The following is a 14093-nucleotide window of genomic DNA, read 5'->3' as shown; positions in this document are numbered from 1 at the left end:
GGCGAGTGGGCGCCATGTCGCCAACTCGTCAGCGCACGGCCCCCGGTGACTCGGTGTGCCGCTCCCATACTGCTGAGGTCACCACCTCGTGATCGTTTGTGTGAAGGAGAGTGCGTGTTGAGGCACGTCCCCCCAAGACGGCGCACCGTCGTCGCAGCCCTGCTTTCGAGTGTCATGAGCCTGCCATTGCTCGGGGTGCTGCCCGCATCCGCCGCCGAGCCTCCCGAGCCGAGCCTGTACGCGCAGAAGACGGCGGGCTCGGTCCGCGAGCAGTTGGACGCGAAGGACCGGGTCACCTTCTGGGTGCAGCTCGGCGAGCAGGCCGACACCTCGGCAGCGAAGAAGCAGAAGACGCGGACGGGCCGGGACAAGGCCCTGGTCGCCGCCAAGAAGAAGCACGCCGCGAGCACCCAGGCCGGGATCGAGGCCCTGGTGAAGAAGGCGGGGGCGCACGCGACCTCGTACTGGATCAGCAACACGCTGAAGGTCACCGGCGACAAGGCCCTGGCGCGGAGGATCGCCGCCCGGCCCGAGGTCGCCGCGATCGAGCCCGACCGGTTGTACGACCTGCCCGCCGAGTTCCCCGCCGAGAAGCAGCCGCGGGTCAACGGCGTCGAGTGGAACCTGGACAGCATCAACGCGCCGAAGGTCTGGGACGAGCTGGGCATACGCGGCGACGGTGTGGTCATCGCCAACATCGACACCGGTGTCGACTACCAGCACTCCACCCTCATGGGCTCGTACCGCGGTCTGCAGACCGACGGGACCTATACCCATGACTACAACTGGTATGACGCTACGGCCAGTTGCACCGGTGACGCACCGTGCGACGACCACGGGCACGGCACCCACACCATGGGCACCATGGTGGGCGGCGACCGGGACGGCAACACCATCGGTGTCGCACCCGGTGCCAAGTGGATCGCCGCGAAGGCGTGCACACCGATCGGCTGCAAGCAGGACGACCTGATGGCCGCGGGCCAGTGGATCCTCGCGCCCACCGACCGGTTCGGCGGCAACCCCCGTCCGGACCTGGCCCCCGATGTCGTCAACAACTCGTGGGGCGCCGACATCATCGACACCTGGTACAAGGACATGGTCCAGGCATGGCGCGACGCCGGGATCTTCCCCGCGTTCTCCAACGGGAACGCCGGGCCCAACTGCGCCACGGCCGGCTCCCCTGGGGCGTACACCAACACCTATGCCACCGGCGCCTACGACAGCGACGGTGACATCGCGTACTTCTCCTCCCGGGGCACCGGCGAGGACGGCGCGGTCAAGCCGGACATCTCGGCGCCCGGTGTGGACATCAACTCGGCCGCGCCCGGCGGCGGCTTCGCCGTCATGTCGGGTACGTCGATGGCCTCACCGCACACCGCTGCCACCGTGGCGCTCATGTGGGCGGCCTCCCCGGCGATCCGCGGCGATGTGGCGGCCACCGAGCGCCTGCTCGACCGCACCGCGCACGATGTGGACGACACCACGTGTGGCGGCAGCGCGGAGAAAAACAACGTCTACGGCGAGGGCCGGCTCGACGCGTACGAGGCCGTGGCCTCCGTGCCGCGCGGTCCGCTCGGTGGTCTCACCGGTACCGTCACGTCCGCCGACGCGCCCCTGTCCGGCGCCGCGGTGGAGCTCGACGGGCCGATGAACGCGCTCGCCGAGACGCGCGCCGACGGTACGTACAGCCTGCCGAAGCTGATGGTGGGCAACTACCGGGTGACCGTCACGAAGTACGGCTACACGGCCGCCGAGTCCACCGCCACGGTCACCGAGGGGGCCACCACCACCCGTGACCTGAGCCTCGATCTCGCACCCACGGGCACCCTGTCCGGGACCGTGAGCACCCTGTCCGGCCCTGAGGCCGGGGCAAGGATCGAGGTGGCGGGCGCACCCGCGAGCACCACGACGAAGACCGCCGCGGACGGCACGTACAGCCTGGAGCTGCCGGCCGGTGACTACCGGCTGACGGTCACCCCGGTGTCCCTGTGCGCGACCATCGGCACCTTCGGCGTGCAGGTGTCGCCCGGCGAGGGCCACAGGGACATCACGATGCCCAACCGCGGCGACCGGTTCGGCACTGTCTGCCGTACCGAGCACGACGCCTCGTTCCCGACGGGCGAGACCCGGCTGAGCATCAGCAGCGACTACTCGGGCTCCGCCGCGGTCAACTTCCCCTTCCCGGTGGCCCTGTACGGCAAGACGTACACGAAGGCCGTCGCGAACGTCGAGGGCTACCTCAGCTTCGAGACGTCCGTCAATGTGAGCGCCAACCGCACTCTGCCCTACACCGGGCTCCCCAACGGATCGCTCTTCCCCTTCTGGGACGACCTCCAGTTGGCCACCGGGCAAGGTGGCATCTACTGGTCGTCCCGGGGCACCGCCCCGCACCGTGAGGTGGTCGTGGAGTGGCGGAGGATGGTACCCAGCGCCGACCGCACCCAGCGGATGGACTTCTCCGCGGTGATCGGTGAGGACGGCACGTACTCCTTCCACTACGCCAACCTCACCGACGGCGCCAACGCCCACGGGTCCGGGGCCACCATCGGCGCCGAGAACGCCGACGGCACCGACGCCCTCACGTACGCGTACAACCAGGAGTCGGTGCAGGACGGCCTGGCCGTGGAGTTCCTGCCCACGCGCAGCGCCGCCCTGTCCGGCACGGTCACCGACGGCAACGACGGCAAGCCGCTCGCCGGTGCCACCGTCACCGTCGCCCGGGACGGCGAGACCGTCGCCACCGGGACGACGCAGTCGAACGGCACCTATCTGGTACAGACACCGGTGACGAAGGACAAGGCCGACTACGAGGTCACGGTCGACGCCCCGCACTACACGGCGCACCACCGCACCCTCTCCCTGGCGACCGGCTCCACGGAGCAGTTGTCGGCGAGCCTCGCGACGGGCAAGGTCTCCGTCACCCCGGCAACCGCGACGACCGTCATCGTCCCCGCCGACGAGAGCAGGCAGCGCACCGTAACCCTGGCCAACTCCGGCGCCGACAGCGGCTACACGGTCTCCGAGGCGGGCGGTGCCACGTGGTTCTCGGCCGCTCCCGCCGAGGGCCGCATCGCCAAGGGCGGGGAGCGCGCGGTCGTCCTGACCTTCGACGCGCACGGTGCGGCACCCGGCACGGTCCTGAAGGGCACCGTCGTCATCGCCTCCGACAGCGGCCGCTCCCCCGAGATCAGGATCCCGGTGACCGTGTCCGTGCCCGGCTACCGGACGGCGATCGACAGCGGCGCGGGCAAGGCGACCACCGACTCCGCCGGAGAGGTCTGGTCGCCGGACGTGAAGTACACGGCGGGGTCGTACGGGTTCATCGGCCAGTCCACGAAAGTGAAGACCACCAACGCCATCGAGGACACCGCCGACGACAAGCTCTTCCGCACGGCCCGGGAGGGCGCCGTCGAGTACCGCTTCGACAACGTGCCCGACGGCACGTACCAGATCGAGCTGGACTTCGCCGAGCTGGGCGGCACGGCCGCCGGGAAGCGCCTCACCGATGTGCTGGCGGAGGGTGCCGTGTACGTACCCGACCTGGACATCGTCCGTACCACCGGCGGCAGTTACCGAGCGCTGGCCAAGTCCTTCACGGTCCGGGTCACCGACGGTCAGCTGAACGTCCGGCTGGTCGCGACCGGCGCGGAGAAGACGCTCGTCAACGCCGTGCGCGTCACCCAGCGACCCGACCTGAGCAGCTGACCACGTGAGGAGAGCGACAGACGTGAACAGAGACAGATCCCGGTGGCGGGGGCTGCTCGTCACCGCGCTGGCCACAGCGCTGGGGGCGACCTTCCTCGGCACGCTCCCGGCCACCGCTGCCGATCCGGAGCCGACCGTCCCGACAGCCCTGCGGAGCAAGGCGGACGGTGCGCTGCTCCAGGACCTCACGCAGCACGACAAGGTCTCGTTCTGGGTGCAGCTCGACTCGCAGGCCGACACCGCGGCCGCGAAGAAGGCGGGCACCAAGGCGGAGCGGGGCCGCGCGGTCCTGAAGTCGAAGACCGCGTACGCAAAGAGCTCACAGAAGGGGCTCATCGAGCTGCTGAAGCGGGCGGGCGCCTCCTACGAGTCGTACTGGATCAGCAACACCGTCAAGGTCACCGGCGACAAGAGCCTGGCCGCGAAGATCGCCGCCCGCTCGGACGTCGCCTCGATCGAGGCCGATGATCCGGTGCCACTCCCCCCGGCCGCCAACGGCACCAATGAGGCCAAGGTCGACGGCATCGAATGGAACATCGACCGCGTCAACGCGCCCAAGGTCTGGGACGAGTTCGGGGTGCGGGGCGACGGCGTCGTCATCGGCAGCATCGACACCGGCGTCGACTACCGGCACCCGGCCCTCGCCTCCGCGTACCGGGGCATGAAGGCCGATGGCACGTACGACCACTCCTACGACTGGTTCGACGCGACCCACACCTGTGGCACGGCGGCGCCCTGTGACGACCAGGGCCACGGCACCCACACGATGGGCACCATGGTCGGTGACGACGGCGCGGGCAACGCGATCGGTGTCGCGCCGGGCGCCCGCTGGATCGCCGCCAAGGCATGCACCACCGTGGACTGCACCCGCGGGGCGCTGCTCGACGCCGGGCAGTGGATGCTCGCGCCGACCGACGCCGACGGGGAGAACCCGCGGCCCGATCTCGCCCCCGACATCATCAACAACTCGTGGGGGTCGTTCAGCCTGGACACCTGGTACCAGGCGATGGTCCAGTCGTGGCGGGACGCCGGTATCTTCCCGGCGTTCTCCAACGGCAACAACGGCCCGTACTGCGACACGGCGGGCTCCCCGGGCGCTTACACCAACACGTACTCCTCGGGCGCCTTCGACAGCACGGGCAAGATCGCGTCCTTCTCCTCACGCGGTCCCGGCGTCGACGGGACGGTCAAGCCCAACATCTCCGCGCCCGGTGTGAACATCCGCTCGGCGGCTCCCGGTGGGGGTTACGCCGCCAAGTCGGGTACGTCGATGGCCTCACCGCACACCGCCGCCACGGTCGCCCTCCTCTGGTCGGCGGCCCCGGCGCTGCGCGGTGACGTCGCCGCCACCGAGGCGGTGCTGAACGGGTCCGCGACCGACGTGGACGACACCACCTGCGGCGGCACCGCGGACTTCAACAACGTGTACGGCGAAGGCCGGCTCGACGCGTACAAGGCCGTCGAGGCGGCACCGCACGAGCACGTCGGCGCCCTCACCGGCACGGTCACGGCGGGCGGTGACCCCGTCGCCGACGCCGAGGTCGCGCTGACGGGCCCCGCGCGCGCCACCCTCACCACGCGGAAGGACGGCACCTACGCGTTCCCGCGTCTGGTGTCGGGCGACTACACGGTGGCCGTGACGAAGTTCGGTTACGTCACCGACACCGCCACGCTCACCGTCACGGACGGCGGCTCCACCGTCCACGACACCGCGTTCGCCGACGCCCCCACCGGCACCCTGACCGGCACGGTGCGCAGCGACTCCGGCACCGAGGCGGACGTCGCGATCAAGGTGCAGGGCACCCCGGTGCGGGCCACGACCGCGTCCGACGGCACGTACAAGCTGACGCTGCCCGTGGGCAGTTACCGCATCAGTCTCACCCCCCTCAACCACTGTGCGGCCGCCGTCGGGATCGTCGCGGACGTGGCGACGGGCTCCGTCACCAAGAACGTGACCCTCACCTCGCGCACCGACGCCTTCGGCACCACCTGCCGTCAGGTGTCGGCGCAGTTCCCGACCGGTGACAGCAAACTGAACATCGGGGGCCCGACGACGTCGTACGCGAATGTCACCCTGCCGTTCCCGGTCGCCCTGTACGGCCACACGTACGACAAGGGCGCGGTCACCCGCAACGGGCAGCTGATCTTCGGGTACCTCGCGATCGTGGACAACGGCCCGCTGCCGTCCACGACACCCGCCAACGGCGCGCTCTCCCCGTTCTGGGACGACCTCGCCATGGACGCCTCGTCCGGCGTCTACACGTCGGTGCGCGGCACCGCCCCGCACCGGGAGTACGTGGTCGAGTGGCGGAACATGATGATCGCCCGGGACACCTCGCAGCGCGTGGGCTTCGCGGCCGTGCTGAGCGAGGACGGCACCTACACCTTCCAGTACCAGGGCATCGACCCGAGCGAGAAGGGATTCGAGCAGGGCAAGGGCGCGACCATCGGCGCCGAGAACCACGACGGCACCGACGCGCTGCAGTACTCGTACAACGAGGTGTCACTGCGCGACGGCATGGCGATCCGGTTCCGGCCGGAGGGCCACGCGGTCGTCTCCGGCACGGTGACCGACGCGAACGACGGCGAGCCGGTCGCCGGTGCGACCGTCACCGTCACCCGTGGCACCACGACCGTCGGGACCGCCACCACGCGGGCGGACGGCGCCTATCTGGCGCAGATCCCGGTGACCGCCACCGCCGACCACAAGGTCACGATCGCGGCGCCGGACTACGCCACCGCGAGCCGTACCGCCGCGCTGGGCAGCCTGTCCGCGCTGCGCACCGAGACCGCGCTGACCACCGGCGCGGTGCGGGCCGACAACAAGGACGGCTGGCAGCTGACCGTCCCGGCCGGTGAGCAGCGCGAACGCACCCTGACGCTCACCAACGACGGCTCGGCCGCCGCGTACACCGTCGCCGAGAAGTCCGGCGCCTCCTGGCTGAAGATCGCCCCGGCCTCGGGCACGCTCGCGGCGGGCGGCCGGCAGGCGGTGACGCTCACCTTCGACACGACGGCGGCGACACCGGGGGCGGTGTACACCGGCACGCTGGTGATCACCTCGAAGAGCGCCCGGACACCGTCGCTCTCGCTGCCGCTGAGGCTGGTGGTCCCGGCCTATCAGCAGGGCGTCGACGTCGGCGCGGACTTCGCGTCGCGGGACGCGCTCGGCGACGCGTGGGGCGCGGACCGCGCCTACGCGAAGGGCACGTTCGGATTCACCGGAAAGGACACCGCGCCGACCTACACGCGCAAGGACATCGCCGGTGCCGGCGACTCCCCCGCGCAGCAGCTGCTGCGCTCGGGGCGTGAGGGTGTCGCCGAATACCGCTTCGACAACGTCCCGTCCGGCGTCTACCAGGTGGAGCTGGGCTTCGCCGAGGCGGCCGGGACGAAGCCGGGCGCGCGCGTATTCGATGTGCTCGCCGAAGGGGCGGAGAAGGTGCCGGACGTCGATGTGAGGCTGGAATCGGGTGGTGCCCGCACCGCTCTGTTCAAGACGTTCACGGTCGAGGTGACGGATGGTCAGCTCAATGTCGCCTTCAAGGCGATCACCGGCAAGACGCTGGTCAACTCGGTCCGGGTGACCCAGCGTCCGGACCTGAAGGGCTGAATCTCGGCACACGCGTACACCGGCGGGCCCGTTCCGGAGATCGCTCCGGGGCGGGCCCGCCGCGCTCTTGCCCGGGTTGACCCCGGCCCGTACCTTACTCTGAAGTAAGTTTACTTCAGAGTAAGGAGATTGAGTTGACCGCCTATCAGACCCTCCTGGTCGGCACCGACGGATCGGAATCGTCGTACGCGGCCGTCGAGGCCGCCGCGCGCCTCGCCGCCGTGTGCGGCGCCGAGCTCGTCATCACCTGCGCGTACGCCCCCATGCGCGGCCCGGAACTCGCCGCGGCACAGGACCAGTTGGGCGCCGAGGCGTACCAGGTGGTGGGCTCGGCGCCCGCCGAGGAGACCCTGAGAACCGCGAGAGACCGCGCGCGCCTCCAGGGCGCGTCACAGGTGCGCACGGTCGCCGTGGAGGGGGAGCCGGTTCCCTCACTCGTGCGGACGGCCCGGAAGTGCTCGGCCGACCTCCTGGTGGTCGGCAACCGGGGGCTGCGGTCGCTGGCCGGGCGGCTCCTCGGCTCCGTACCGGCCGACGTCGCCAGGAAGGCCGGCCTCGACGTCCTGATCGTGCACACCACGTGAGCGGGGAGCCGGAGTCCGTCGAGGAGGTGCTGCTCGGCGGGGGCCGGGTCTGGACGCGGCGGGACGTGGCCGCGCGCGCCGGGGTGGAGTTCGAGCGTGCCGTACGGGTGTGGCGGGCGCTCGGGTTCCCGGCGGTGGACGACGACGCCAGGGTGTTCACCGACGCCGACGTGGAGGCCCTGCGCGCGGGGGAACGCCTCATCGCGGCCGGGCTGATCACCGAGCACAGCGAGGCGCTGATGGCCCGGGCCCTCGGCCACCATCTCTCCCGGCTCGCCGACTGGCAGGTGGACACCCTGCGGGACTGGATGGGACTGGCCGGGGACACCGCGCCCGGCCGGGAAGCCCTCCTGGCACACATGGCGGCACTGCTGCCGGAGATCGAGCGCCTTCAGCGGTACGTCTGGCGCCGCCATCTCGTCGCGCACGCCGGGCACTTGCTGACCGAGGAGCGGGAGGACGGCTCCGTGGCCGGGGACGGCGCGCATGTCCGGGAGCGCGCGGTCGGGTTCACCGACATGGTGGGCTACACCCGGATGACCCGTGGCCTGGACGGCGCCGAACTGGTGGGTGTGCTCGACCGGTTCGAGACCGTGACCGGCGATGTGGTGGCCGAGGGCCGGGGCCAGGTGGTGAAGACCATCGGCGACGAGGTGCTCTTCGTCTGCGAGTCCGCGGCCGACGCCGCCGGGATCGGCCTCGAACTGTCGGCCCGGGCCCAGGCCGACCCGAAGCTGCCGCAGGTGCGGACCGGGCTCGCCCACGGCCCCGTGATCGGCCGCTTCGGTGACGTCTACGGGGCGGCGGTCAACGTCGCGGCCCGGCTCACGGCGGTGGCCCGCCCCGCGTCCGTTCTGGTCAACACCGCGCTCGCCGGGGAGCTGGCGGGGATGGCGGCGTACACGCTGAGGCCGCTGCGTCCGGTGTCGGTGCGCGGCTACAGCAGGCTGCGACCGGTGCTGCTGCGGAGGGGGAGGTCCGGCTCCTGACCCGGCACGAGGTGGCCGGGGGCGCGTGCCGGTGGCGGGTGGAGCGGCCGGCACGGCGTACAAAAACAAGAAGCAGGGAGAACCCTCTCCCTGCCGTACCCAACTTATAGCGCACCGGGGGGCTTGCGGCAAGGGCCGGGGGGTGCCGCAGAATCATCGGCCTGACCACCCCGACCTGCGGAAATGAGGACGCTGCGTGCGCGAGCGGTACGTGTGGGATCTGAACGAGGCCGACGGGGCGCCGGTCGCGGCCGTCGGTGGCAAGGGCGCACACCTGGCCACGCTGTCGCGGATCGAGGGCGTCCGGGTGCCGGGCGGGTTCTGCGTCACGACGGACGCCTTCCGGCGCGTCGTGGCCTCGGAACCGGCGGTCGCCGAACAGCTCGGCCGACTGGCGGGCGTGGATGCGGACGACCGGGACGCCGTGCGCACCCTGAGCGCGGAGCTCCGGCGGACCGTCGAGAGCCTGGCCCTGCCGGACGACCTGGTGGCGGAGGTGACCGGCGCACTCGCCCGGCACGGCGAGGACGCCGCGTACGCCGTACGGTCCAGCGCCACGGCGGAGGATCTGCCGACGGCCTCCTTCGCGGGCCAGCAGGACTCGTATCTGAACGTCGTGGGTCCGGCGGCGGTGCTCCGGCACATCGGCCGGTGCTGGGCTTCGCTGTTCACCGAGCGGGCCGTGACGTACCGGCGGCGGGGCGGCATCGACCACCGCACCGTGCACATGGCCGTCGTCGTGCAGCGGATGGTGTTCCCGCGGGCGTCGGGCATCCTCTTCACGGCCGACCCGGTAACGGGCAACCGTAAGGACGCCACGGTGGACGCCGGCTTCGGGCTGGGCGAGGCCCTGGTCTCCGGTCTGGTGAACCCGGACGTCTTCACCGTGCGCGACGGCGAGATCACCACCAGGTCGATCGCCGCCAAGGAACGTGCGGTCGAGCCCCTGGAAGGCGGGGGCACCCGGGAGGTGGCGGTCGACGCGCGGCGGCGGGAGGAACCGGCGCTGACGGACGAGCAGGTCCTCGGGCTCGTACGGCTCGGGCGGCGGATCGAGGCCCACTTCGGCCGCCCGCAGGACATCGAGTGGTGTCTGTCCGACGACGGTTTCCGGATCGTCCAGAGCCGGCCGGTCACGACGCTGTTCCCCGTCCCGGAGGTGGACGACGGCGAGAACCACGTGTACGTCTCCGTCGGGCACCAGCAGATGATGACCGACGCGATGAAGCCCCTGGGGCTCTCGATGTGGCGGCTGACCGCCATGGCTCCGATGCTGGAGGCCGGCGGGCGGCTGTTCGTGGACGTCACCCGGCGCCTCGGCCCGCCCTCCGCCCGGGCCGGGCTCCTGGACCTGATGGGCAAGGGCGACCCCCTGGTCAGGGACGCCCTGGAGACCGTCCTCGCCCACCCCGGCTTCGTCCCGACGCTCCCGGACCCGGCGCCCGCCGCGCCGCCGACCGGTGGCGCGCCCGAGCCGATCGCGACCGACCGGGCCGTCGTCGCCGGGCTGATCGCCCGCAGCGAGGCGTCCGTCGCCGCCCTGGCGCGCGACATCCGGGCGCACTCGGGGTCGGCCCTGTTCGACTTCCTGCCGACGGCCTTCGAGGAGCACAAGCGGGTGCTCGGCGACCCCGTGAGCATCCAGGCGATCATGGCGGGCATGGAGTCCACCTGGTGGCTCAACGAAAAGCTCCTCGACTGGCTCGGCGAGAAGAACGCGGCCGACACGCTCACCCTCTCCGCCCCCGACAACGTCACCTCGGAGATGGGCCTCGCGCTCCTCGACGTCGCCGACGCGATCCGCCCGCACCCGGAGGCGGTGGCCTATCTGCGGGGCGTCGGGGACGACGACGGCTTCCTGGACGGCCTGGGGAAGGTCGCGGGCGGCGCGGAGGCGCGCGAGGCCATCGAGGCGTACCTCGACCGGTACGGCATGCGGTGCGTCGGCGAGATCGACATCACCCGGCCGCGCTGGAGCGAGCGTCCCACCGCGCTCGTGCCGGTGATCCTGGACAACGTACGGCTCTTCGGGCCGGGCGCGGCCGCGCGGCGCTTCGAGGAGGGGCGGCAGAAGGCCCTGGCGAAGGAGCGGGATGTGCTCGCACGGCTGCGGGCACTTCCGGACGGGGACCGGAAGGCCGACGAGACCAAGGCGATGATCGACCGGGTCCGCACCTTCATCGGCTACCGCGAGTACCCGAAGTACGGGATCATCCAGCGCTACTTCGTTTACAAGCAGGCTCTCGTGCGGGAGGCCGACCGCCTGATCGACGCCGGGGTGATGGCCGACCGGGAGGACGCCTTCCACCTCACCCTGGAGGAGTTCGGTGACGCCGTCCGCTCCGGCGTGGTGGACCGGGAGCTGATCCGGCGCCGCAAGGAGGAGTTCCGGGCGTACAGCGCGCTCACCCCGCCCCGGGTGCTCACCTCGGACGGCGAGGCGGTGAACGGGGCGTACCGGCGCGACGACGTGCCGGAGGGCGCGCTGAACGGGCTGCCGGTCTCCGCCGGGACCGTCGAGGGAAGGGCCCGGATGATCCTGGATGTGGCCGAGGCGGACCTGGAGGCGGGCGACATCCTGGTCACCACCTTCACGGACCCCAGCTGGTCACCGCTGTTCGTCGGGATCGCGGGCCTCGTGACCGAGGTGGGCGGGCTGATGACGCACGGCGCGGTGATCGCCCGGGAGTACGGTCTTCCGGCCGTCGTGGGCGTCGAGCACGCCACGCGGCGCATCCGGGACGGGCAGCGCATCCGCGTCCACGGCACCGACGGGTACATCGAGCTGTTGTCCTGACGGCGGGGCGGTGGGTGGCCGGTTCCGTACCCTGGACGCATGCGCATGCGCCCCACTCTGAGCTGGACCCCCACCGCTGGGCTGCCCCCGGCCACCACCGACCTGGACCCCGTGGTCGAAGCGCTCGGCCGGGGTGGTGTGCTGGTGCTGAGCGGGGCGGGTATCTCGACGGAGTCCGGCATCCCCGACTACCGGGGCGAGGGCGGCAGCCTGAGCCGACACACGCCGATGACATACCAGGACTTCACGTCGGGCCCCCGGCCCCGGCAGCGGTACTGGGCGCGCAGCCACCTCGGCTGGAAGACGTTCCGGCGGGCCCTTCCGAACGCCGGTCACCGGGCGGTGGCCGCGTTCGGGCGCGGCGGTGCGCTGTCCGGGGTGATCACCCAGAACGTCGACGGGCTGCATCAGGCCGCCGGCAGCGAGGACGTGGTGGAGCTGCACGGGGGCCTGGACCGGGTCGTCTGTCTGAACTGCGGCACGTTCGTCGCACGGGGCGAGGTCGCGCGGCGGCTCGAGGAGGCGAACCCCGGGTTCCAGCCGGTGGCGGCCGGGGTCAATCCGGACGGCGACGCCGATCTCACGGACGAGCAGGTCGGGGACTTCCGGGTGGTGCCGTGCGAGGTCTGCGGCGGCATCCTCAAGCCGGACGTGGTGTTCTTCGGCGAGTCGGTGCCCCCGGCGCGGGTCGAGCACTGCCGCGAGCTGGTCCGTACGGCGTCCTCGCTGCTCGTTCTGGGGTCCTCGCTGACGGTGATGTCCGGGCTCCGGTTCGTCCGGCAGGCGGCGCAGGCCGGGAAGCCGGTGCTCATCGTCAACCGGGAGCCGACCCGGGGCGATGCTCAGGCCGTCGCGCGGATCGGGCTGCCGCTGGGGGCGGCCCTGGGGACGGTGGCGGACCGGCTGGGGATACGCGTAGAGGATTAGGCGCTCAGCTGTTCCCGTACCCACGCCGGGTCCGGGTTGGTGTGGGGCTGTCCCGCCACGAAGACGGTGGGCACGGTCTCATTGCCGTCGTTGACCGCCCGCACCGTGGCGGCGGCCTCCGGGTCGCGCCAGATGTCGACCCAGTGCAGCCTGCGGGCCTGCCGCCGCAGCCGGAAGCGCAGCCGCAGGCAGTACGTGCAGCCCGGCCGCCAGAAGACGATGGGACGGCCGTCGGCCGCGCTGCGGCGCCGGGCCTCCGCCGCGCTGACCGACCTCGGGAAGACCAGGGGCGAGTTCAGGCCCGCGAGCAGCGCGAAGCCCACCAGGAGGACGACGCCTTGGCCGGTGCTCCCCCGGGCGATCAGTCCGGCGGCGATGAGCGCTCCGGAGGCGAGGAAGAGGATCGGCAGGAGCCAGGCACGCGTCATGGCGCCCCAGGCTACCGACGCGCCGGTACGGCCCGGACGCCGGGCCGCCGCAGCTGCCACCACCGGCGCGGACGCCCGTCCGGATCGTCCCGCTCTGCGTCCGGCAGCGGAGGGTCCACGTAGGTCCGTGCGGTGAGCTCCGCCGCCACGCCTACGCGGCCGGGGTGGACGCAGACCGGGGTCCGGGTGTCCACGGTGTACCGGAAGCCGTCCGCCGCGTCGAACGGCCAGTCCCGGCTGGGCCGGTCCGCGACGAGGAAGCCGGAGCGCGGCAGCCGCAGCGCGGGGCAGAACCAGCAGCACGGGTAGTCCGACTCCGGGTCGATGAAGGGTGCCCCGGTGAAGGATGCACCGCTGGAGGGTGCCTCGGCCTCGTCGTCCATAACCCCAGGAAGGTAGCGCACCGCGCCCCCGCGCCGCTCAGCCGGCGGTGGGCCGCCAGTCGTCCGGCCAGGGCACGGCACGGGCGGCGGCCCCCGGCACGCCGAGGCTGGCCCGGGCGCGGTCGACGTAGCGGTCGCGTGCCTGCCGGAACTGCCGGTACGCCTGGTCCCAGTCCTGCTCGGCCGAGGTCTCGACGCCCCGGGCCAGGGCCTCAAGGCGCCACAGGCAGTGGTCCACGGACTTGGACGCGGTGTTCGCCTCCGTGTCGCCGAGCAGGCCGAGCGTTTCGGAGAGCGCGGAGCGCAGCGATTCCAGCCGTCCGACCTCGGACAGGACCTCGGGCGTCGCCTCCACGGGGATGGGGCCGGTCGTGAGTCCGCGACCGGCGGCGAGCATCTGGTAGCGGGCGGCCAGTTCCTTGACCGCGTGCGCGTAATCGGCGTAGGCGGTGAGGCGGCGTTCGTCCCACCGCACGGCCTGCTGCCTGCGCCATCTCGTACGCTCGTGGGCGCTGGTCACCAGGAACGAGGTGACGGCCCCCAGGGCGACGCCGGCGAGCGGCAGTATCTGTGCGGTCAGACTCACGAAGGCCCCCCGGTCGGTCGTGTTGCGCGCCGGAGAAACCATATCGGCACCGCGCCGCCCGCCGAGCGGTGAGTAATGCCG

General features: G+C 71.9%; 9 protein-coding genes. 6 read left to right on the top strand and 3 right to left on the bottom strand.

Annotated elements, in window-relative coordinates; genetic code table 11:
- Nucleotides 1-174 precede the first annotated feature (174 nt).
- The 6 genes from AMK18_RS07200 to AMK18_RS07175 all read left to right on the top strand — a co-directional run bounded on the left by AMK18_RS07200 (nt 175) and on the right by AMK18_RS07175 (nt 12615).
- Complete coding sequence (locus AMK18_RS07200) at nt 175-3705, top strand: S8 family serine peptidase (protein ID WP_241836474.1); 3531 nt, start codon at nt 175-177, stop codon at nt 3703-3705.
- Nucleotides 3706-3727: 22 nt separating this feature from the next.
- Nucleotides 3728-7318, top strand: coding sequence for a S8 family serine peptidase (locus AMK18_RS07195; RefSeq protein ID WP_073862102.1), 3591 nt, complete (start codon nt 3728-3730; stop codon nt 7316-7318).
- A 134-nt stretch (nt 7319-7452) separates the two neighbouring features.
- Entirely contained in the window at nt 7453-7902 is a 450-nt protein-coding gene (locus tag AMK18_RS07190; protein ID WP_073862101.1) for a universal stress protein, read from the top strand.
- Complete coding sequence (locus tag AMK18_RS07185; protein ID WP_073862100.1) at nt 7899-8891, top strand: adenylate/guanylate cyclase domain-containing protein; 993 nt, start codon at nt 7899-7901, stop codon at nt 8889-8891. The genes AMK18_RS07190 and AMK18_RS07185 overlap by 4 nt, the downstream gene beginning before the upstream one ends.
- A gap of 196 nt (nt 8892-9087) precedes the next feature.
- Nucleotides 9088-11688, top strand: coding sequence for a rifamycin-inactivating phosphotransferase (gene rph / locus AMK18_RS07180; protein ID WP_073862099.1), 2601 nt, complete (start codon nt 9088-9090; stop codon nt 11686-11688).
- Between the two features lie 39 nt (nt 11689-11727).
- The gene (locus AMK18_RS07175) at nt 11728-12615 is read left to right on the top strand and encodes an NAD-dependent protein deacetylase (RefSeq protein ID WP_073862098.1); all 888 of its coding nucleotides are present in this window, start codon (nt 11728-11730) and stop codon (nt 12613-12615) included.
- Here the strand turns inward: AMK18_RS07175 and AMK18_RS07170 are convergent.
- The 3 genes from AMK18_RS07170 to AMK18_RS07160 are packed head-to-tail and all read right to left on the bottom strand — an operon-like array spanning nt 12612 to nt 14012.
- Nucleotides 12612-13043 carry a glutaredoxin domain-containing protein gene (locus AMK18_RS07170; protein ID WP_198956950.1) on the bottom strand — a complete coding sequence of 144 codons (432 nt, stop codon included), beginning with the start codon at nt 13041-13043 and terminating at the stop codon, nt 12612-12614. The genes AMK18_RS07175 and AMK18_RS07170 overlap by 4 nt on opposite strands.
- A gap of 11 nt (nt 13044-13054) precedes the next feature.
- Complete coding sequence (locus tag AMK18_RS07165; protein WP_073862096.1) at nt 13055-13426, bottom strand: hypothetical protein; 372 nt, start codon at nt 13424-13426, stop codon at nt 13055-13057.
- A 37-nt stretch (nt 13427-13463) separates the two neighbouring features.
- Entirely contained in the window at nt 13464-14012 is a 549-nt protein-coding gene (locus AMK18_RS07160; protein WP_234011927.1) for a hypothetical protein, read from the bottom strand.
- Nucleotides 14013-14093 lie beyond the last annotated feature (81 nt).

The sequence above is a fragment of the Streptomyces sp. CB01249 genome, from assembly GCF_001905735.1.
In the GTDB taxonomy this organism is placed as follows: Bacteria; Actinomycetota; Actinomycetes; order Streptomycetales; family Streptomycetaceae; genus Streptomyces.
Note: the sequence above shows the minus strand (reverse complement) of the source record. Positions and strands in the feature narration are given on the sequence as shown.

Coding starts and splice junctions, on each gene's coding strand:
- AMK18_RS07200 (WP_241836474.1), top strand. CDS start 175: ATGAGCCTGCCATTGCTCGGGGTGCTGCCCGCATCCGCCGCCGAGCCT.
- AMK18_RS07175 (WP_073862098.1), top strand. CDS start 11,728: ATGCGCATGCGCCCCACTCTGAGCTGGACCCCCACCGCTGGGCTGCCC.
- AMK18_RS07165 (WP_073862096.1), bottom strand. CDS start 13,426: ATGGACGACGAGGCCGAGGCACCCTCCAGCGGTGCATCCTTCACCGGG.
- AMK18_RS07170 (WP_198956950.1), bottom strand. CDS start 13,043: ATGACGCGTGCCTGGCTCCTGCCGATCCTCTTCCTCGCCTCCGGAGCG.